The sequence below is a fragment of the Amycolatopsis coloradensis genome (genome assembly GCF_001953865.1).
Taxonomy (GTDB): Bacteria; Actinomycetota; Actinomycetes; order Mycobacteriales; family Pseudonocardiaceae; genus Amycolatopsis; species Amycolatopsis coloradensis.
The window spans coordinates 31,937-51,332 of sequence record NZ_MQUQ01000003.1; the positions used below are offsets into that span (position 1 = coordinate 31,937).

The 19,396-nt window shown below is 66.5% G+C and carries 20 protein-coding genes; 5 read left to right on the forward strand and 15 right to left on the reverse strand.

Features of this window, described 5'->3' with window-relative positions:
• Positions 1-28: 28 nt before the first annotated feature.
• The 9 genes from BS329_RS03715 to BS329_RS44355 all read right to left on the reverse strand — a co-directional run bounded on the left by BS329_RS03715 (position 29) and on the right by BS329_RS44355 (position 7,472).
• The gene (locus tag BS329_RS03715) at positions 29-481 is read right to left on the reverse strand and encodes a TadE/TadG family type IV pilus assembly protein (protein ID WP_084749358.1); all 453 of its coding nucleotides are present in this window, start codon (positions 479-481) and stop codon (positions 29-31) included.
• Between the two features lie 2 nt (positions 482-483).
• On the reverse strand, positions 484-681 hold the full coding sequence (locus tag BS329_RS03720) for a hypothetical protein (protein WP_076155708.1): 198 nt from the start codon (positions 679-681) through the stop codon (positions 484-486).
• 51 nt (positions 682-732) lie between these two features.
• On the reverse strand, positions 733-1,632 hold the full coding sequence (locus tag BS329_RS03725) for a type II secretion system F family protein (RefSeq protein ID WP_076155710.1): 900 nt from the start codon (positions 1,630-1,632) through the stop codon (positions 733-735).
• On the reverse strand, positions 1,629-2,561 hold the full coding sequence (locus BS329_RS03730; RefSeq protein WP_076156768.1) for a type II secretion system F family protein: 933 nt from the start codon (positions 2,559-2,561) through the stop codon (positions 1,629-1,631). The genes BS329_RS03725 and BS329_RS03730 overlap by 4 nt, the downstream gene beginning before the upstream one ends.
• On the reverse strand, positions 2,558-3,934 hold the full coding sequence (locus tag BS329_RS03735; protein WP_143252830.1) for a TadA family conjugal transfer-associated ATPase: 1,377 nt from the start codon (positions 3,932-3,934) through the stop codon (positions 2,558-2,560). The genes BS329_RS03730 and BS329_RS03735 overlap by 4 nt, the downstream gene beginning before the upstream one ends.
• The gene (locus tag BS329_RS03740; RefSeq protein WP_158075748.1) at positions 3,931-4,821 is read right to left on the reverse strand and encodes a MinD/ParA family ATP-binding protein; all 891 of its coding nucleotides are present in this window, start codon (positions 4,819-4,821) and stop codon (positions 3,931-3,933) included. The genes BS329_RS03735 and BS329_RS03740 overlap by 4 nt, the downstream gene beginning before the upstream one ends.
• Positions 4,822-4,859: 38 nt before the next feature.
• Positions 4,860-5,435, reverse strand: coding sequence for an SAF domain-containing protein (locus BS329_RS03745; protein ID WP_244197015.1), 576 nt, complete (start codon positions 5,433-5,435; stop codon positions 4,860-4,862).
• Between the two features lie 259 nt (positions 5,436-5,694).
• A complete protein-coding gene (locus BS329_RS44350) occupies positions 5,695-6,345 on the reverse strand; it encodes a hypothetical protein (RefSeq protein WP_244197016.1) in 651 nt (216 codons plus the stop codon).
• A 359-nt stretch (positions 6,346-6,704) separates the two neighbouring features.
• Positions 6,705-7,472 carry a hypothetical protein gene (locus BS329_RS44355; protein WP_244197017.1) on the reverse strand — a complete coding sequence of 256 codons (768 nt, stop codon included), beginning with the start codon at positions 7,470-7,472 and terminating at the stop codon, positions 6,705-6,707.
• 27 nt (positions 7,473-7,499) lie between these two features.
• Here BS329_RS44355 and BS329_RS03760 point away from each other — a divergent pair, with 27 nt between their 5' ends.
• Positions 7,500-8,150 (forward strand): prepilin peptidase, encoded by a 651-nt coding sequence (locus BS329_RS03760; RefSeq protein ID WP_076155718.1) that lies wholly within the window; start codon positions 7,500-7,502, stop codon positions 8,148-8,150.
• Positions 8,151-8,512: 362 nt separating this feature from the next.
• Here the strand turns inward: BS329_RS03760 and BS329_RS42340 are convergent, their stop codons facing one another.
• A complete protein-coding gene (locus BS329_RS42340; protein WP_143252833.1) occupies positions 8,513-8,941 on the reverse strand; it encodes a DUF6355 family natural product biosynthesis protein in 429 nt (142 codons plus the stop codon).
• 339 nt (positions 8,942-9,280) lie between these two features.
• The gene (locus BS329_RS03765; protein WP_076155719.1) at positions 9,281-11,572 is read right to left on the reverse strand and encodes a helix-turn-helix domain-containing protein; all 2,292 of its coding nucleotides are present in this window, start codon (positions 11,570-11,572) and stop codon (positions 9,281-9,283) included.
• Positions 11,573-11,752: 180 nt separating this feature from the next.
• Between BS329_RS03765 and BS329_RS03770 the strand changes: the two genes are divergently transcribed.
• The 4 genes from BS329_RS03770 (at position 11,753) to BS329_RS03785 (ending at position 15,238) form a co-directional block, all read left to right on the forward strand.
• On the forward strand, positions 11,753-12,352 hold the full coding sequence (locus BS329_RS03770) for a hypothetical protein (protein ID WP_244197018.1): 600 nt from the start codon (positions 11,753-11,755) through the stop codon (positions 12,350-12,352).
• Between the two features lie 65 nt (positions 12,353-12,417).
• Positions 12,418-12,963: a hypothetical protein gene (locus BS329_RS03775; protein ID WP_076155722.1), complete on the forward strand. Its 546-nt coding sequence runs from the start codon at positions 12,418-12,420 to the stop codon at positions 12,961-12,963.
• Positions 12,960-14,069, forward strand: coding sequence for an MAB_1171c family putative transporter (locus BS329_RS03780; RefSeq protein ID WP_076155724.1), 1,110 nt, complete (start codon positions 12,960-12,962; stop codon positions 14,067-14,069). Before BS329_RS03775 ends, BS329_RS03780 begins: the two co-directional genes overlap by 4 nt.
• A complete protein-coding gene (locus BS329_RS03785; protein WP_076155726.1) occupies positions 14,066-15,238 on the forward strand; it encodes an FAD-dependent monooxygenase in 1,173 nt (390 codons plus the stop codon). The genes BS329_RS03780 and BS329_RS03785 overlap by 4 nt, the downstream gene beginning before the upstream one ends.
• Before the next feature lie 60 nt (positions 15,239-15,298).
• On the opposite strand, the gene BS329_RS03790 is transcribed toward BS329_RS03785, so the two are convergent.
• The 4 genes from BS329_RS03790 to BS329_RS03805 all read right to left on the reverse strand — a co-directional run bounded on the left by BS329_RS03790 (position 15,299) and on the right by BS329_RS03805 (position 19,264).
• A complete protein-coding gene (locus BS329_RS03790) occupies positions 15,299-16,210 on the reverse strand; it encodes a phosphotransferase (RefSeq protein ID WP_244197019.1) in 912 nt (303 codons plus the stop codon).
• The gene (locus BS329_RS03795; RefSeq protein ID WP_076155729.1) at positions 16,203-17,519 is read right to left on the reverse strand and encodes a helix-turn-helix domain-containing protein; all 1,317 of its coding nucleotides are present in this window, start codon (positions 17,517-17,519) and stop codon (positions 16,203-16,205) included. The genes BS329_RS03790 and BS329_RS03795 overlap by 8 nt, the downstream gene beginning before the upstream one ends.
• A gap of 84 nt (positions 17,520-17,603) precedes the next feature.
• Positions 17,604-17,966: a hypothetical protein gene (locus BS329_RS03800; protein WP_425266350.1), complete on the reverse strand. Its 363-nt coding sequence runs from the start codon at positions 17,964-17,966 to the stop codon at positions 17,604-17,606.
• 14 nt (positions 17,967-17,980) lie between these two features.
• The gene (locus tag BS329_RS03805; protein ID WP_076156770.1) at positions 17,981-19,264 is read right to left on the reverse strand and encodes a helix-turn-helix domain-containing protein; all 1,284 of its coding nucleotides are present in this window, start codon (positions 19,262-19,264) and stop codon (positions 17,981-17,983) included.
• Positions 19,265-19,396: the final 132 nt, after the last annotated feature.

Sequence of the window (19,396 nt, forward strand, 5' to 3'; positions counted from 1 at the left end):
CCAGAAGCTGGCTCTGAATAAGGAAAAGTCAGGGGGTGGTGCCCGTGTCGGGCACGAAGCGCTCGACCTCGCCGACGGTTTCGGCGTGCACGTGCAGCTGCACACCGGGCAGTACCGTCGTGGCCTCGCCACGGACACTCACCGACACCGAGGTCGCGTCCCGGACCACGGTGAGCCGGGGCTCGCGCAGCGGGCCTGCGGCGAGGTCGTCGAGCAGCCGCTGTCCCGCGGCGTGTCCGGTGCCGGCGGTGCCGTGCTGGACGCGGGCCGCGGCGAGGGCTTGCGAGGCGGCGGTCTGGGCGACGTGGGTCGCGTGGGACCACACGGCGAACTGGATGATCGCCAGCAACGCCAGCAGCAGCAACGGTGTCGCGATGACCAGCTCGACGGTGACCTCGCCCCGGTCCCCGGACAGCGCGTGCCGGACACGGTGAGCCAGCGGGCCGCGCGAACGCCGCGGTGAGCGGCTTCGGGCCGGCATGGTCAGCCGAGCCCGAGGTTGATCGAGTTCGCCTTTTCGGTCAGTTTCGCCACGATGATCGCGATGATGGCGATCGCGGCGATGGCCATCAGAGCGGTGACGATGACGGTGGTGGTGATCTCACCGCGCTCGGGTTCGGCTCGCAGCACGGCGATCCTCGCCGCGATCACTGTCCATATCGTACGGACGTAGTGCTTCATGGCTCCTTCTTTCGTTTCCGTGCAAGGCTTCTCGTTGCGAATCCACGCGGGCTAAAGCCCGTTGAGGACCTGAATGACAGCGGGATAGGCGATGAATCCCAAGAAGCCGAGGAACAGCAACGTCACCGGCAGTGCCATGCGTTCGGTGGCGGCTTGGGCGTCGGTTTCGGCGTCGGTGACCTGATGGGTCCGCAGTGCTTGGGCTTTCGCCGCCAGGGACGCGCGGACGCGGGCACCTTCGGTGCCGGCCAGGGAGATCGACGCGGCGAGTTCGGCGAGTTCGGTGATGTCGAGTTCCTCGCCGAGGCGGCGCAAGGTGTTCCAGGGGGTGGTGCGGGTCAGCTGGGCGGCGTGCAGTGCGCGGCGGATCTTGTCGAACGCCGGCCCTGTCCCGACGGCCGCGGCGTCGCCGAGAGCGGCCTCGACCCCGGCTCCCCCGGCGAGGGTGATCCAGACGAGGTCGAGGAAGGCCGAGAGCGCGTCGCGGAACTCGCGCCGCGACCGGGTGGCTTTGGCGCGGACCTCGAGGTCTGGAGCCAGGAAGCCGAGCGCGGCGAGCACGAGCCCGGCCAGCAGCGGCACCTCGATACCCAGCGGCAGCCCGCCCAGGGCCAGCAACGCTTGCAAGAGCCACGGCGCCAGCAGCCCTGCAACGGCGAGCACGGCTTTCGACGCCAGATGGGTATCGACGCTGCGGCCGGTAACCCGCAGATCGGCCTCGATGTTCGCGCCGGGCAGACCGAGCATCCGCAGACCAGGGACGAAGACCCTGCCCCAGGCGCTTACCCGGGCGGCATCCGCGGCCAGCACGATCGGCGTTGCCGGCCGTCGGGCGTTGACCCGGGACAGCTGGTCACGCAGGGCCGGGGCCGGTGGCACAGCCCAGGTCAGCAACAGCCACAGACCGGCACCAGCACCAGCACCAGCACCGAACACCAGCGTGGGAATCATGAGCGCTTACCTCCACCAACGATCGCGTCACCGCGGTCTCGCGCTCCGGTGGATTGCGGCGTGTCCAGGGCGAGCACCCGCGGTTGCCGTCCGCCGGTCGCGATCCGGGCGAGCCAGGCGAACCCGGCCGCGAACAGGCCCCCGATGAGCAGCAGGACGAGCTGGCCGGTGGCGGTGTTGTAGACGTCGAGGTAGTTCCGGTTGAACAGCACGACCCCGGCGGCGAAGGTAAGGGTGGTGGCGACGATGACCCGCACCGAGGTTCGGGTCCGAGCGCGTCCGGTCTCCACGCGCATCCGCATCGCGGCCTGCTCGCGGGCGGTGGTGGCCAGGGAGCCGAGCAAGTCGCCGAGCTGGCGGGCCTGGTGCTCGGCCGCGAGCACGAGAGCGGCGAGGACGAGGTCCGCGGTCGGGTCGTCCAGCTCCCGCGCGAGAGCACGCAAGGCCGGCGCCAGGCGCTGCCCGCTTTCCAGCCTCGCGGTGAGGGTGACGACCTCGCCGCGGATGGCCGCGGGCGCGAGCGGGGCGGTGGCGAGGATGGCTTGCTCGAGCCCTGCCGCGGCGGACAGGACGTCGCGCAGCATCTCCGTCCACGACGCGATCGCCTCGATCCGCGCGACCCGACGGGCGTGGGCGCGGTCCGGGCCCACCAGGCGGGGCAGGAACCACGCTCCAGCGGCGGCCAGCACCGCGCCGACCACCCACCCGGTCGCGGCACCGGTCAGCACGCCCACGCCGACCGCCACGGCCAGGCGCAACAGCGCCCGCCGGTCGCCGGCCCGATCGCGCGCGGAGCGCAGCACCGTGTGAGAACGCGAGGGTGGCGGGACTGCCGCGGGCCGGCGCCAGGCGGCCACGAGCAGCAGCACACCGACGGCGCCACCCAAGCCGAGCGCGGCAGCGATCATGGTGGTGGTGTCGATGCTCATGGCGTCCACCACCCCTCCGGCCGGGCCAGCAGGTCCGGGTCGAATCCGGCGGCGACGAGGTCGTCGAGGGTGTCGGCACGCAGCGCGCCCGCCACCGGGACGGCGCGGTGGTCCGGGCCGCGGCGGTAGACCTCGTTGGAGATCACCGCCCCGTCCTCGGCGTCGATCACCTCCCGGATCGAGGCGATCACCCGCGTCGTCCGGTCGGCGGCCCGGTCCAGGTGCACCACGAAATGCACCGCGCTCGCCACGAGCAGCGCAGTCGCCTCCAACGGGAGCCGCTCCGGTCCCTGGGCGGCGTAAGAGGCGAGGCGGGTAAACGCGATCTTCGAACTACTGGCGTGGAGGGTCGCCATGGAACCGTCATTGCCCTGCGACATCGCGTTGCACATCGGGATGACCTCAGAGCCGCGGATCTCGCCGACGATGATCCGGTCCGGGGACATCCGCAGGCCACAGCGGACCAGCTCCGCCTGGTCGATGGCGCCCTCGCCCTCGACGTTGGCCTCGCGAGCTTGCAGGGCGGTGACATCGGCGTGCCGCTCGGGATCGCGGTCGAGACCGAGTTCGAAGGCGTCCTCGACCGTGACGATCCGCTCCAGTGGGTCCATCTCCGCAGCCAGGCCCCGCAGGAGCGTGGTCTTCCCGGCGCCGGTGCCGCCGGTGATCAGCACGTTCTTCCGCGCCCGGACCATCGCGCGCAAGAACCTTTCCAGACCGATGTCTAGGGTGCCGCGGCGACGTAACTGCAGGAGGGTGGCGGTGAGGTAGCCGTGCCGGCGAATCGTGCACGCCGTCACCCCACCCGCCGTCAGCCCAAGGACCGCGAAGAGCCGCTCGCCGCCGGGCAGCTGGAGGTTCAGCGCCGGACTGCCGCGATCGAACCTGCGCTCCTCCGATGAAGCACGGGCGGCGAGGGTGCGGATCAGGTCGGTGAGTTCGAGGTTCGACGCCGCCACCGGCGCTACCTGGGCACGGCGGCCGTCGTTGTACTGGACGAACACCCGGTCGAAACGGTTGACCGCGATCGTCTCCACCGATCGATCCGCCAGCAGCGGCTGCAGCCCGCCTAAGCCGAACACCTCGTCCAGCACCTGGTCGACGACCCGCTGCTCCGTCGCGGAATCCACCAGGGCACACCCGGCCAGGAGTTCGGCCTCGCTGTGCGCGGCGACCGCGGTGTCGAGGACCTCGCGGCCGATCTCACGACGCCGCGCTACGCTCAGCCCGCCGCCGCTCGTACGGGACATGGTCTCGACCCGGCCGGGCAGGTCCGTGGTCAGCGCCTGACGGAGCCGGGCGCGCAACCGCTGCTCGGCATCCTCCGGGCCGGTCGCGGCGGGAGGCGCTGCGGGGTGATCGGTCTGAGTCATGCGAATGGTTCCTTCCCGGCAGCGCTGGGCTGATGGCCGTTGCGCCGTGGATCACTCACCTGCGGCGGCGTGGACGCCGGGAACGACGAATGAGGTCCGTGTCCGGGCGCGATGATGACGCCGCCGGGCTGGCGCAACTGCTGGGCAGGCACCCCTGGCACACCCGCTGCGGTGCTCACAAACGGCGGCCCGGCTGGGGCGGCAGGTTCGGCCAGGGTGCGGGCAAGAGCAGCCGCGTGGCGGGCAAGGCCACCGTTGTTGCCGCGGCGGCGGGCCAGCGACTGCCGATGACCGGCCAGCGTGGCGGCAGCGACCGGGTCGTGCGGGAGACGCCCGATCGCGGGCACCCCCAGCTCACGCTCGACATCCACGGTCGGATAGCCCTCGCCGGTCAGCAGCAAGCCGGGACGCGGCGTCCAGCGCGCCAGCTCCCCTAACCGCGCCGCAGCGTGGGCGAGGTCGTCCCCCTGGGCCCCGGTCACCAGGACCAGCGCACCGGCGCAGCGCGCGATCGCCTCGGCCGGTGATCCGGGATCCACCCGCCCGCAATCGGCAAACACCACCACACCCGTGTCGCGGGCCACGGCGGGCAGCAGCGGCCCGTCCGGGGCCGTGGCCAGGGTCGACAGCGCGGCACTCGCGTGCGTGCCACCCGGCGGGGCCACCAGAGCGCGGGCGCCACCGGGCAGGGCCTGGGTGTGGTCCCACACCACCGCGGGGTCGCGGGTGCGGCGTGCCGCGGCGGCGAGGCTCACCAGCCCTGGCGTAGTTGCCAGGCCGAACCGCATCGCCAGATCACCCCCGGACGGGTCGACCTCGGCGACCAGCCGGCGCGTGCTCTCGGCGTGCGGCCACGTCATGGCCAGCGCGACGGTCAGAGTGGTCACGCCCGGCGAACCTTTCACCGAGCACAAGGCGATCAGCATCACCGCTCACCGCCCGCCGGTTGCATCACCAGCGCCAGCTGCCCGGCCGGGACCTGAGCCAGCTGCGGCGCCTCGGTGGTGTCGAGATCCAGTGACACCACGGTCGTCTGATCCGTTTCCACAGGGGCGACCCCGACGACCGTGGCACGCCAGGATGTTCCCGGCGCTTGTCCGGCGGCCGAGCTTCCTGCCGCGGTGGCGGCGGTCACGACGACGGTCACCGGTGCCCCGGCGGCCAGCTCGGGCGGGGCCTGCCCCGGCTTCACGACGACCGCGACCACAGCCCGGCCCACCGCCGGGATCGCGGCAGCGCCCACCGCGTCCGGCGTCAGCAACACTCCCGCGCCAAGGCTGGTCGCCATCGGCCGCCCCAGCACGCTCGCCGCCCGATCCGCCGGGATTAGCGCCACACCTGGCGCGGCGGACACGTCGATGCTGCGCAGGTCGGCTGGGGACAGCACATGCCCGAGCGGGACTGGCTTCGCCAGCGCCAGCACCGGAACCCGATCCTGGGTGCTGGTCGTCCACCACACCGCGCCACCGACGCACAGCACCACCAGCAACACCCCAGCCACCAGATGTGGCAACCGGCGACGCGGACCCCGGCGCGCAGCCGACCCCGATGGCAAACCCGAGGAATCCAGCCACGACACCGGCCGTGCTTCACCGGCCGCGTTGTCGCCGCGCGCTGGACTGTTGGTACTGGTCACGAGAAGCCCCTCCAGGCATAGCTCACCCGCACCACGTATTCACCCGGCCAGCAAATGCCACCGCGAATACACGGTCAGGAAAGGAAAGAGAAAACTGCTGATTCAGTTGGGGACGTCGTCCGGGTTATCCGGTGCCCAAGGCTTGAGTTTCGGCGACCCGGAAGGACGCCGCTGCACTGGTGATCATGTCCGGGAACGTGCCCGACGCCCCGGCACCCGACCACGTGATCCGCCACGACACCGTCGCCACGGCAGGAAACCGCTCGCCCGGCGCACCGGCCGACGAACACTGGTAGGTGTGACCGCAATCGGGGGACGCCGCCCGCGGATCCCCGTGGGCGGGGAACGGCGTGCCCGGCCCAGCGCAGGACACGGTGCCGCCATCGCCCATCGCCCAGGACAACGAGGCCGGGGTCGCGGTCGCGGTGACCGACACCCCGGGCACCGAAGCCGTCGCCGACTGCGGCCGCCACATCGCCCGGTCCAACCACAGCCACGTCGGCAACTGCACCAACTGGATTCCGGCCGGGCTTGAGCCAATCACCGGACTCGGCAACCGCAGCTGCGACCGCGCCTGTTCAGCTAACTCCTCTGGCGAGGGCAGCGGCGCGGCACCCAGTGCCTGACCATCGGGAATCCACACCGGTGCCCGGTAAAGCGCGTCCCGCTGCCCCTGACCGGAACACTGATAGACGTACCACGCGCCGCCCGGACCCGGGCCTTGCGCCGGCACCACATCTTGGGGCCGCGGACCGGCCAGCGACACGAACTGCACCCCACCAGAACCCCAGCGGTGTCGGTGGAAGCGGACCGTCTGCACACCGTTCCCCGGCGGCTGGTAGTTGCTGCGAACGTATGAGCAATCGGCTTGGTTGCTGTTGCCACCGACGATTCGATCGCCTGGCGGTGGTGGGGCCGTTCCCTTGCCCCCCGCCTGCGATTCCGACGCACCAGTTTTCGGGCCGGGCATTGGGCCTGGGATAGGAGCGGAGTGGCTGCCGCGACCAGCGCCGAGATCACAGGACGGGTTTCCGGCTTCACCGCACTTGACGTTGCCCCAACCATCGGCCAGAGCCGGGCTTGCCGCAGCAAGAGACAGGGCGATCGCCGCGCCCGCTGTCAGCGCGGTCTTGCTTACCCGGTGCATGATCCGACCTCGTGTACCGCGAAGGTCGTCACTTTCCAAGAGCCATCGACGGCTTTCTTCACCAAGGCCTCGATCTGTCGACGTCCGCTTGGCCCGTCGTTGGCTGGTTGACCATTGTCAGCCCGGTACTTGAGCCAGTTCGTCGAGTCGCCGCAATCGGTGAGTGTGACCGAAGTCGGGTTGTCCAGTGGCTCTACCGAAGCTGGCTTCGGGTGATTGACGGGCTGCCCTTTGGTGACCAGGCCATTGTAGTGATCGGCGTACAAACTTCGGGAGATGGTCTGCAGCGCTTCGCCTGTCGCGTTCTGAGCCAGTTTTGGTGTTTGCCAGTCCGAGGTTGTCGCGGCTTCGGCCATGTCGCTCCACATGCCCAGGTAGGCGGCAGTGGCCTTCTGCTTGGCGATGTCAGCGGGTGAGGTGGCCGTGGTACTCGGAGCAAGTGACGGTGCTGGCGTCGTGGAAGTCGGGGTTGCGCTGTTGTCCTGGCTGCAGGCGCTCAAGCCGAGTCCGGCGGCGGCGAGGACGGTCAGGGCGAGGCGGGTGCTGCGGTAGTGGGTCATTATGGTCCCCCGTTTCGTCGACGATCGCAGATCAACGTGGGCGAGCCACGCCACCGTGACGCTCCGCTGCAGCGGGTTCACCTCAAGACCGACTTTCGCGGTGATGGCGCTCCGGGCAGCTGTTCTCGCATGAAGTTCACCCGTTGGTTTGAGAGCCGGCCAGTTGGAAGATCGGCCGGGCAGGATGGCGTACAAGGTGATTCTCAGAGGGGCGGAGGAGTCGTGCAGCTGACGACGAGCAGCTGGTGGTGGTGGAGTGGCAGCGCTGCCGCCGGCCTCGTGCTCGGTGCGGCGGCGAGCGGGCTCACGCGCCAGTTCCTGCGACATGAGCGGACATTGGCCGGGACGTGGTGGTTCGGCGCGATCCTCACGGCCGCCGTCCTGGGGTTGCTGAGCTGGCGTGTGGGAGCACGCGGCGAGCTCGCCGTCTACGGGTTCGTGGCCGTCCTGGCGGTTCCCTTGGCCATAATCGACTGGTGCGAACACCGGCTTCCCCGGGCATTGATGTGGCCGCAGCTTGCCGGTGCCGTACTGGGGTTCGTGGTGCTGTGCTTGGTCAGTCACGACCCCGCGCCGGGTGTTCGAGCGCTTGCCGCACTCGTCGCGGCGGGCGGGCTGTTCCTTATCCTCGCCGTCGCCACCGGCGGGGGTGTCGGCGCGGGCGACGTCAGCGTCGCCGCCGTGGTCGGCCTGGCGACCGGTTGGATCGGTTGGGCCCAGGTCGTCGGGGCGCTGCTGACGGCCTCGCTGCTCGCGTTGGTCATGGTCACTGCGCCCGGCGTCCGACGCCGTGATGACGACGGAGCCCTGGTGGTGCCGTTCGGGCCGTGCCTTCTGGCGGGCGCGCTGATTACGGCGCTGGCGAACGGTTAGAACGCCTGTCGCCGTGTGGTGTGACTCCACGGGTGCCTGGCTCGTCATCGTTCTTCCCTGCTTCCTGACAACGCTCGTAACGGGACTGTCCTACCTGCTGGCTTTATGCGCCTGCGGGATTACCGGGGTGGCGCTTGAGGGGAGGGGCGCCACCCCGGCTGCTTCCGTCGATCCCCCGATGACACCGACGGAGCGCTTGTTACTGAACCGCTAGTTGGGGTGCGGCGTGACGGGCCAAACTGGGGCGGAGAGCTTGGATTCCCGCCACGCCGCGTCCGGGGCGCTGACCTCCCCGGAGCGCCAGAGCGACCGCCGGATCAGCAAGTCCCGGGCCGGCGGATAATCGCTCTGGCGAGTCTCGATCACGCGGGGCCATAATAGCCTGGGATGCAGCGGGTTCCTCCGTTCCACCAGGCACCGATCACCCGCCATTTGATGACTGGTTGGAGATTGGTCGTGCCGGGCCCGACGCAGTAGTGGAAGAGATTGCCCCAAATATCCTCGACGTCCAGCATCACAGTGGACCCGGTACCGCCGTCGCAGTGCCGGTACTTTCCCCAGCCGAGATAGCCGCATCCCTCGTTGACGGTGACGGGACCGCGAGCCGCTGTTTCCCTTGCCGTGTCGGCGTTTGCCGTCATACCAGACGCCGCTACCGCGAGCGCGGCGACCGCTCCGGCCAGACCGTATCGAACAGCACGAGTCCGCGAAATTCCAATCATATTCTCAGCCCTTAACCGTAGTGGAAGTGAATAGCGGAACAACGAGCCGCCGATAATCCACAGGTCCACAGAGATCGACCTGCGGCGAGTTGCGTTGTTCTGCTATTCACTATCCGCCGTCGCAAGAGGATCGGGAACCCGTCAGGCGAGCACAACGTTGTGCTGATTCTGTGTTGATCTTGTCATGACCTTGTCAAGACAGCAATGGTTTTCATTAACCATGAGGCCTTATAGCATCTAGGAAGACAACGTGACGCCTGGCGCCGAACCAGTTGAGCCCAGCCAGATCTACCCTGACCGGGCTCACGCTGAATGCCAGATTAAAGAACTAGAGAGCGCGTGCCAGCTTGACCGCACGACCTGACCGAACCATCGAATTCAACCGTGGCTACGAATACTTTGCCGTGCCTACGAAGGAAGGTGCAGCACTGTATCAGCTGGCTCGTTCTTCGCTGCCCACTCAGGTTTTCCGCCCAACGCGGCGCGCGCGCGAATTTCGTGTGCCCGGGAATCGCGGAGGCTTTCCAGTATGTCGGCAGCTTTTTCGTAGGCGGCTGCGGCCTGCGGACGAAAACCCAGGGCTAGCAGGGAGTCTGCTCGGGCGATCAGTGTGTCAGCGAGGTTCCATCGTTGCCACGGACGCTGCCGAAGGGAGGACGCAGCATCGAAGTGTATAAGAGCCGCCCTATGTTCGCCTCTGCGCTGCAGCAGGATGCCGAGGCTGTGGTGCGCGACGCTGTGGATGCTGTCAGAGTTGCGCCTTTGAGCGAGGCTCAGTGCCTCGCGCGCGGTGTCGACAGCCCTCTCGCGATCACCGGCTTCGTGGAAGGCAAGGGCGAGCGCTGCCCGGTTCATGACGACGCCGATGCCGTGGCGCAGTGCCTGGAACCGGTCGTCCGCCGCCAGGAAGTGGGTGATCGCTTCACCGTGCCGTTGGCTATCGGCGAGAGCGAGCGCCAAGCCGTATGCGGTCCATGCCGCGGGCAGCTCGTCGCCGAGTTCGACGAATAGATTGTGGGCTTGCGTGAGATGCGAGATGGCTTCAGATGTCCGGCCGAGGTCACGCTCGGCCCAGCCGAGGACTTGCAGGCTACGAGCAGTGCCCGCCGTGCTCTCCGCCGCGGTCGCGGCTTCGAGCCCGTCGCCGGCGGCAATGAGCCAGTCCGTCCAGCTTCGAGTGATAGCGAAGTACGGGAGGAACGCAGTCGGCAGGACCCACAGGAGGTCCTTTGCGAGGTGGCTGCGGGTGTTCTTCGCGATCTGCAGGGCCGTCGCGACCTCGGCCTGGCACCACGACATCGCCTCATCGAAGCCAGGGCTGCCTTGGTCGAAGTCCGCGAGCAAGCTATCGATCATCGAGTCACGCCAGTTCGGTATAAGCGAGTTGTTAGCCTGAAGCGCCCGCGCCGTGTACCACCCGAGAACCCGGTCTTGGGCCTTCTCGACGTCCCGGAGGTGTTCCTCGACCAGCGCGCGCTGATGTGCGTACGCCCGGAGAAGGTAGTCGATGCAGTAGCGGCCGTCCGGCATGGGCGTTACCAGATGAGCCTGCCGAAGCACGGTAAGAAGTGACTCCGCGAGGTCAGGTTCGATGTCGGCGAGCACGGCAGCGGAGTCCGCACTGACGGTGTACGCGGGACTGATTCCCAACAGACGGAACAGCCGTGCCGCGGCCGGTGGCAGAGCGAGGTAGGACAGGTCGATCACGCCATGGATGTTGACCGTGGGGTCCGGCGAAGTGAAGAGGTCCAGCCGGTGGCGGTCGGTCGCCAGCTGGGCGGCGATCTTGCCTAGCGTGCTGTCTGGACGCTGTTGGAGGTGTTCCGCGACGATCAAGACTGCCATGGGAAGCCGACCGCAGCGCCGTACGACCGCTTCCGCGGCCACGGGGTCCGCAGCTAGCCGATGACGGCCGGCGCGGCTGGCGAGCAAGGTCAGCGCGTCGGCGACCGGCAAGGCGGGTAAGTCGATCGACATGCCACCGGTCCGCAGCAGCAGACTGGCTTGGTGCTCGCGGCTGGTAGCGACGACGACACTGCCGCCGCCGGGCAGCAGATGCCGCACCTGGCTGTAGTCAGCGATGTTGTCGAGGACCATCACGGCGGGGCGTTCGGCGAGGATCGATCGGAATCGTGCGGCCCGGACCTCGAGTGCGCCGTTCAGGTCTGCCTGACCGGCACCCAATGCCTGCAAGAAGCCATCGAGTACCTCCTCCGGCGTCCTGGGCGTGCCGGGGCCGAGCCCGCGCATGTCGGTGAAGAGGCAGCCGCCGGGAAACCGATCCAGGTTTCGGGTAACCCAGTGCACGGCCAGGGCCGTTTTCCCGACCCAGAAGCCTCCTTCGATCACGATCGTGTGGGCGCCCCCCTCTGCCCGGCTCGCGAGTGCGTCGTCCATCGTCCGCAGGACGTCTGCTCGTCCGACGAAGCCTGGGACGTCAGCGGGCAGTTGCATCGGTTTGTCCCCACCCGCCGAGCCTCCGGAGCGTTGTTGTTCGGCGAGGCGTTCGAGTTGCCCCTTCGCGTCGAGGACCGTGTCGATCTGCCGCACGACCTCCGGCAGAAGGCGCCGGTGGCCGTGGAGCAACTTGGATAAGTAGCTCGGGCTGTAGCGGGCCTTTGCGGCCACGTCACCCAGGCTCATTCCACGCTCACGGCGCAGCCGGTGCACCGCCTCGGCAAAACTGTTGATTTGTCGCATCTGCGTCTCCCCATCCGCAGAGCAATCGACCGCGCTAGACGCGAGCCACTCTTGCCCCGCTGTGCCGGGGCGAGCCCGGACCTGCCTCCTGCACTGGCACCATTGCGGTCACCACCAACTTCCTCCGACCTTGAGGCTCCAAGCCCGCTAGCCCACCTGGGTGGCGAACTTTCTCCTCAGTTGAGGCTTCGTGGACTCGAGACTATTCTCAGGAGAAAGCTCATTTCAACTGACAAGAAAGTGATCACCCGATTGGGTGTCTCATCAGTGAAGACACAGCGGCTGTCATGGAGGCCTGGGGTGACAGGGCAAGCGACGCGAACGCTCGCCGCGAAACTGAACGACCTCTTCGCGACGAAGAAGCGATCAGACGGCAAGGAGTACAGCAACGAGCAGGTCGCCGAATTCATTGTTGCTAGCGGATACGCCAGGACGGCATCTCAGAGCTACATCTGGGGACTCCGTAACGGCACGAAGACCAATCCGACGAAGAGCTACCTGGAAGGGCTAGCCGCCTTCTTCGAGATCCCGGTCGCGTACTTCTTCGATGACGACGACGAGCTGGTGCGGCAAGTCGACCAGCAGCTGGAAGCGCTGAAGGCGGAGCGCGCAAGGATGGCCAGCCTTTCCGGCGACGAGGAGATACAGCTGCTGGCGATGCGCGCCGGCCAGCTGTCACCCGAACGACTGAAGCTGGTGAAGGACATGCTCGAACTCGTCTACCAGCAAGAACAAGCCGAGAGGCCTGCGCCACCCGATGGAGGGCTTCCAGGCATCTAGAACACACCGGCCATAGCGATTTCTGCGATGCTGCCCGAAGTCGCTGCCGCGAAGGGAGGGTACGGGTGTCAGAACGGCGCATACGCCGACAATGCCGTGAGATGCTGAGCAAGCTCGATATTCGCCCACCCCTGGACGTCACCGAGCTATGCCGTCAGATGGGCGAGATCCGCGGCAGACCGATCCGCCTGATCGCCTACCCCATCCCAGTCCCTGGCCCCTTCGGCATGTGGATCTCCACACAAGAAGCGGACTACATCCTCTTCCAGAAGGAAACGTCCAAACTGCACCAGGACCACATCGTCCTGCACGAACTCGGCCACATCCTCGGCGGCCATCAGGGTGCTCTCGACAGCGACGTCCTTCCCGACGGGCTCACAACGCCAGGCACACGATCGCTGAGCGAGCAGTACCCGGATATCGGCGATGACGCGGTGAAACGGGCGCTCCGGAGAACTGCCTACGACACCGACCACGAACGAGAGGCCGAAGCAGTCGCGACGATCATCCTCGAATGGGCGTCCATCCTGAACATCGCGGCCCCGCGACCCTCTGACGGCGCCGCGCGCGGCATGGACACCGCTCTCGGCGCCCGGATCGGCTGGCTATGAGCTGGCTCATCAGCGCCGCACTGATCAGCTGCCTCCTCGGCGGCCTGATCTGGAAGGGCTACCAGCTCAGCCGGCAACCCTGGAACCTCCCCCTACAAGGCATCGTCGGCTTCCTCGCTTTCGCGCTCATCGGCCGCATCCTGCGTGACGTCGTCGGCGACGCGTCGCTCGTGCGTGGGGGTCCGGTGTGGTCCGCCGTCGCATGGCACGCCCCCACGTCGGCCGCCGTTTTCTCCCTGCTGTTCTTCTTCGATGCGGCGACGCTGCCTCGACACGTCGCCAAACGCCGCACTCACCGCAACCTGGCGGTGCTCGTCACCGCCGAACTCGTCATGATCGGTGCCGCGGCTTCGGCGCCGGCGCCGCGGTCCGTTCCGCACATGTCGGTCATCTACTTCGCCGCCAACCTCTTCATGGGCTGCGCGCTCGCAGCATGCGCGGTCTCGGCACTGCGCTACGCCCGCCAAGCCGAACGGCGGCTAAGTATGGGACTTCGCGTCGCGGCCGTCGGCTTCGTCCTGGTCGCGGTGACCAGCGGAATATTCGCCGCGATCGACGTTGAGTACTGGTTTACCGGAACCCTGTTCATGGACATCATCGGCATGAACGGGACGCTGTCGTTCATCGGCATCGTCGCGATCGTCGTTGGCCTCCTCTATCCGGCGGCACGCATGCGGCTGACCGCCATACGCATCTGGTGGCGTCAACGTCGCGCCTACCAAGCACTCGGGCCGTTGTGGACGGCCCTCCACCACGCGTTCCCTGAAGACGAATTTCTCCGCGCCTCCACCACGCCGTGGGACTCTCTCCGCGTATGGGAGGTACACCGGCGCTACTACCGTCGGATGATCGAATGCCGAGACGGACTCGTCCGAATCAGCCCACGCGTGGCGAAACTCCGCGAAGATCACCCAGCCAACACACCGCTGTCAGACCTCATCGCCGAAGCGCTCCAGGACTCCCCTGACGACCACGGTCAGCAACAGCGGGCCATCCCTCTCGCCATCCCGGACACCAACTCAGCGCACGACGAGGTCGACGAACTCGTAGCGCTCTCACGTGCCTTTGCTGCCAGACACTCAGCCATATCAGGGAGGGCCGCGTGACCCATCACGCGATCATCGTCGGCGGTGGCATCGCAGGATCCGCAGCTGCCATAGCTCTGCGCAAAGCCGGCATCACAGCGGAAGTCTATGAAGCTCGCCACGACGGAGGCGACTACAGCGGAGCCGCACTACGCCTTCCGCGCAACGGCCTCAACGCCCTGCGCGCCATCGACGCACACGACATCGTCGCCGACATCTCCTATCCCGTCGCCAACACCGAGCTCAGCTCAGGCACCGGCCGCCACCTCGGCACAGTCTCCTTCACCGGCAACGGACACAACGATGCCCCCCGCACGATGCCCCGCGCTCGCCTCGCCCGCGTCTTGCGCTCCGCAGCCGCCGACCACGGAGCTGCGGTCACCACGAACAAGCGCCTGATAACCGCGACTAGCCGCTCCAGCAGCGTCATAGCGACCTTCGACGACGGATCCACCGCCGAAGGCACCGTGCTCATCGGTGCGGATGGACTCAACTCCACAACCCGTCGGCTGGTCTGCCCTTCCGCGCCAGAACCCCGCTATGCCGGAACCCACCTCGTCTACGGCTACGCCCCCGCGAACACCACCGCTCCTCCGTCACCGGACGCCTTTCACATCTACTGGGGGCGAAAGGCAACGTTTGGCTATACGACCGCCGGCGGCGACATCTACTGGTACGCCAATATCGCCTCGCCAGAGCCACTATCAACCGAGGAAGCACGCGACACCGAAACCTGGCGCAAACGCCTCGTGACGCTCTTTCGACGCGACCGTACGCCAGCCGTGAACATCATCCGAGCCGCGACCGTCATCCTGCCCTCCAACACACGCACCCTCGACACCATGCCGACATGGCACACAGACCAGGTCATCCTCATCGGCGACGCAGCCCACGCCGTCCCACCAGCTACAGAGCAAGGCGCCGCGTTAGCCCTCGAAGACGCAGTTGTTCTAGCCCAACAACTTCGCAGCAACGAAGAGGCAGCGACGGCACTCGAAGCCTTCGAAGCCATGCGACGCGAAAGAGTCATTCGAGCTGGGGCAAGCCGCCGCAGCCGCACGACACACCGACGCGGCACGCCGCGGTGGATCGAACAGCGAAGCCGCGATCGCCGAATCGCCCAAGCAGCTCAAAGCGGCGCCATGGATCCACCAGCGTGGCTACACGAGCACCAAATCTTTTGGCACTAAGCAGCTTTCAGTCACCACTATCTGTTCTATTTCCGTTGCGACTGCAACCTACAAGGCTGTTCAAAATGCCGACCATGTCCACGGACGATCAACTTCACCCTTTAAGCAGGACACCCGATAACGCGCTTGCTCGGCAGCCTTCGCGCTGACATCAGACTTCCCCAAAACAAAGGCAGTCCAGCGCAATTCTCTAATTGTAGCAAGGGTGCGATACCCGGGCCAGACTGTCATGTCATATCCACCGTAAGCAACGACGAAAGCGCGGTAGTCAGCTTCGACGATCCGTGCGAAGTCGGTGTAGTCGACCGCCAGAGAGACAAGATCCCATTCGCGAGGCCCGAGTCCTAGTTGGTCGAGATCCAGCAACACTGGATCTCCGCCTGCCATAGGGACAACGACGTTGCCCTGCCAGGCGTCCCCATGTATGACCGTGAGAGGAACGCTCGGCGCCAGCTCTCGATAATCCACGCCTAGTTGTTTGACCAGGCTTTTAAGCCACGCTCGATCTTCGTCCAGCAAAATGAATCCGCGGCCGATAGACGCGTCCAGCCCCTCGAGCGGATCCACGATGGGAAGAGGTAGCGCTTCAGAAGCGACCAACCCGTGGAGCTGCCTCAGCGTTGAGCCGAGTTCGGCTGGGGTTGCGTGGCGGTGCTCCGGTAGTTCGACCCACCACGTGACAGGTTGATCTCCGACAACCGTGGGCTGTTCGATGTTATCGATGGTGCGGACAACAGTAACGCCGGCTTCCGCAAGCCAGCGCGAAGCTCGGATCTGACGTTCCGCGACAAGCTGGGAGCCAGCTGGCCCGATCCGGGCGACGACACCGCCCGTCAACCGGTAGAGGACGTTCGTTCCGTCACGAATCAAGGTTGCGCCGACCGTCGACACGCCTGCTTGCTCACCGGCCACCTCCAGAATCGTCCGTGAGTTTCGCATTGACAGAAGCCGGTGGATGGGTACATCAGACATCGGAAGAACCGGACGCTATGAGCTCTGAAAGGTCGACCACGTCGGGTATCGCATAATGCCGTTTGCATGCCCGGGCCAGTTTGGCGAGTTCCTCGTTCATCCGCCGTGAATGCAACATCGTAGCGTCGTCAACAGCTTGTCGACCGACGAGGACAGCTTCGCGCGGATCTCCGATGGCCATGTGCAAAGTAGCCAGGCGCGCCCTGGAGAACGCGCGCGATCGCGGATAGGCGTCGCTGTGCAGCCGAATCGCGGAGGCAAGTCGTTCGGCGGCATCCCCTGGCTGCTCTTCCGCAATGGCGAGCGGGGTAAGTGCTCGCGCGACACTACCCGCATGTTCAGCTTCGTCGTAGTAGACCAGCCAAGGCGGATCGGACTCCGGCTGTCGTTGAGCAAGGAACGAGTCCGCGCGATCCACGTCAGCTCGCGCTTCGAGGTGGCGGCCCAGCATCGCCAACAACCGGGCCCGGACTATGCCGATCATGGCCCGCGCTGTAGCGGTCAACCGATCAGTTCGCACTTGAGCGAACTCGATCAGAGACAACGCTTCCTCGAGGTTGTCGAGATAGATGGCTTGGCGTGCCATGTCGGCGAGAGTCGTGGCGCGCAATTCCCACGAGCCACCCTGTTCGGCGCACCAAAGGCCAAAGCGAAAGCATCGAGCCGCTGCGTCATGGTCTCCGATATCGAAAGCCGAAAACGCCACCACACCCGCAAGGTTCCCGACGGCCTCGAACATGCCCGCTTCGACGGCTGAGCTGGCTCGTGCGCTCAACAAGTTGCCAGCCCATCGCAGATGAGCGGTCCCAGCTTCACCGGCCATGCCTCCGCCATAGAGATTCTCACTGGCGGCCAGGGCGCTGGTCATTAACTTGACCTGTTCGACCTCGGTCCATCCGATCTGCCGCGGCGGCTTCACTGTCAGGGTGAGCGACTTAAGGAACTCTGTTGGCGCCAAACCTAAGTCAGGGTGTCCAACGTGGTCATGCGCGCCTGAGGTCGCAACCGAATCCGAACTCGCCATTGGCGAAGACTGTTGAGTCTGCCCCTGTTCGCCTGCGCCCCGGCCTAATGTGACAAGGTCCTGAGGACCGCGAACTGGGACTCGCCTAAGGAGTGCGTTCAGCTCGTCAAGGGAGACAGCCAGCGCTTTCGCAATTCGAGGACGCCTCCACGGCTGGGGCGTCATCGCGCCCCGTTCCCACCGCCCAACGGTGGAGAACTCTACCCCGACCGCCTCACCGAAGCTCTCCTGAGTAAAGCCCAGCGCCTCACGCCGCGCTGCGAACGCCTCCCGGTTGTCGCCCATATCGCCTACCTCGCTGCCTGATCCAGCCACCAGGCTGGTTGGCGAGTAAAGCCATGCCGGATGTCTGTCGATCCCGTCAACTGTTCAAGCGTCTTGTTCGATGCGTTCGAAGATCTGGATGTCCGTGGCTTTCTGCCAGTCGGGCAGGTCGCCCCAGTCTGCTACGTAGGACGGCTTCGGGTTGGGGAAGTGCTTGTAAACCTGGCCGATCCAGCACAGCGCGACGAAGCGGCCTTTCTGGTTCGGGGTGAGTTTGGCGGTGGCGCCGCCGGTGGCCTCGATGAAGGCGAGGACCTGGTCGTACACGGCGGTCGCGGCGTCGCGTTCCCAGTCCGGGGTCTCGGCCCACGGAGTGATGTAGCCGGGCTTGGGTTCGCCGGGGTAGTGCTTGGTGACTCCGGCGATCCAGGCCTCACGGAACACGCGGCCACGGTCATTCTGCTGCATCCTGTTGTCCTCCATCATGTGGCGCGATTGCCAACGAGTTCGGTGATCTCGACGTCGAGTTGCTGGATCTGCTGGTGGGTGAGCAAGGGAGCCAGATTCAGCTGAAGGCCGCGTAGCTTGCGGGCAATGACTCCGGAGCCGGTGTGGCGGGCGGTAGCCAGGGCGGCGTTGACGTAGGTAGCGACCCGGTCAGGATCGCGCCGGTGTACTCCGATCATCGCCAGGTCGGTGAGAACGCCGGCTTTGCGGCGGGCGGTCAGGTCACCGGCCAGCGCATCGGTCAGGGCGGCCTCGGCTAGGTCGTAGCGGCCCAAGGTGACGTAGCAGGTGCCCCGTTCCTCGGCCAGGCGGGAGCCGTCGAATCGGAGCCAACCACCGTTGTGGACCGGGCCCTTCATGTGCTGGACCTCGGCGGCCGTATCGAGTGCACGTTGGCAGGCATCGAGGTCACCGAGACCGGCCAAAGTCTCTGCTTGCACTGCGGCGATCCATTGTCGGGTCGAGAGGGTAGGGTCGCCGCGGCGGGCCAGGTTGGAGGCCAGCTCGAGCAGTGGTATAGCCTCGGCGAACCGTCGCTCGTATACCGCGATAAAGGCGTGTCTGGTTAACGCGCAGGCCCAGAGGTCGGAAGTGGTGGCTTCCCTGCCCGCTGTCGCCGCCAGGGTGTAGCAGTGGGCGGCTTCGGTGTACCTGTCGCCGTCAAAGGAGATCTCTCCAGCCAGTTGGTACAAGTCCGCGGTCAGTTCGCACAGCTGCCGTCGAACTCCTGGTGTTTGTGGTCGACGTAGAGAGTCGGTAAGCACGTCAAGCTGGGTTCGAACCAAGGGCAGTACCTGCGCCTTGGTCGGTGACAGCGCGAACACACGCCACAGGTAAGAGTTCAATTGGGCGAACTCCGCGGCACTGGCGGCGTCCACCCTGCCGGTGTATGCCGCTGCGGTAAGTCGGTCGACATCGCCGGCAACTGCCTCGTCAGCAGGCAGCGCGAGCAACGCGCCCGTCACGCTGAACAAACGCAGCAGGTCTCGACGCTTCATGTCGTCGGCCTCCGCAGGGTGGGGGTGGACGGCATCCGCGGTAGGAGCCTGCCGGGGCGGCGTGAGCAAGGCCCCCAACTCGGCGAGGCTCACGTTAAGCGCCTTGGCGATACGTGAGCGGCGGTACGGATGTGGGGTCAGGTCGCCCCGTTCCCAGCGTCCGACGGTGGAGAACTCCACTCCCACCGCCAACCCGAAGCTTTCCTGGGTGTAGCCCATCTGCTCGCGCCGGTCGGCGAAGGCATCTCGCCGGTCACCCATGAACATCACCTCGCCCGTTGGTCACCTGCCACGATAGCCAGCTATCGGTCAAGGCTGATCACCCTCTCGATAAGCTGCACCCGTTCGGACTACGAACCCGAAGAGGCGTTTGCGCAGGTCAGACCCAGTGAC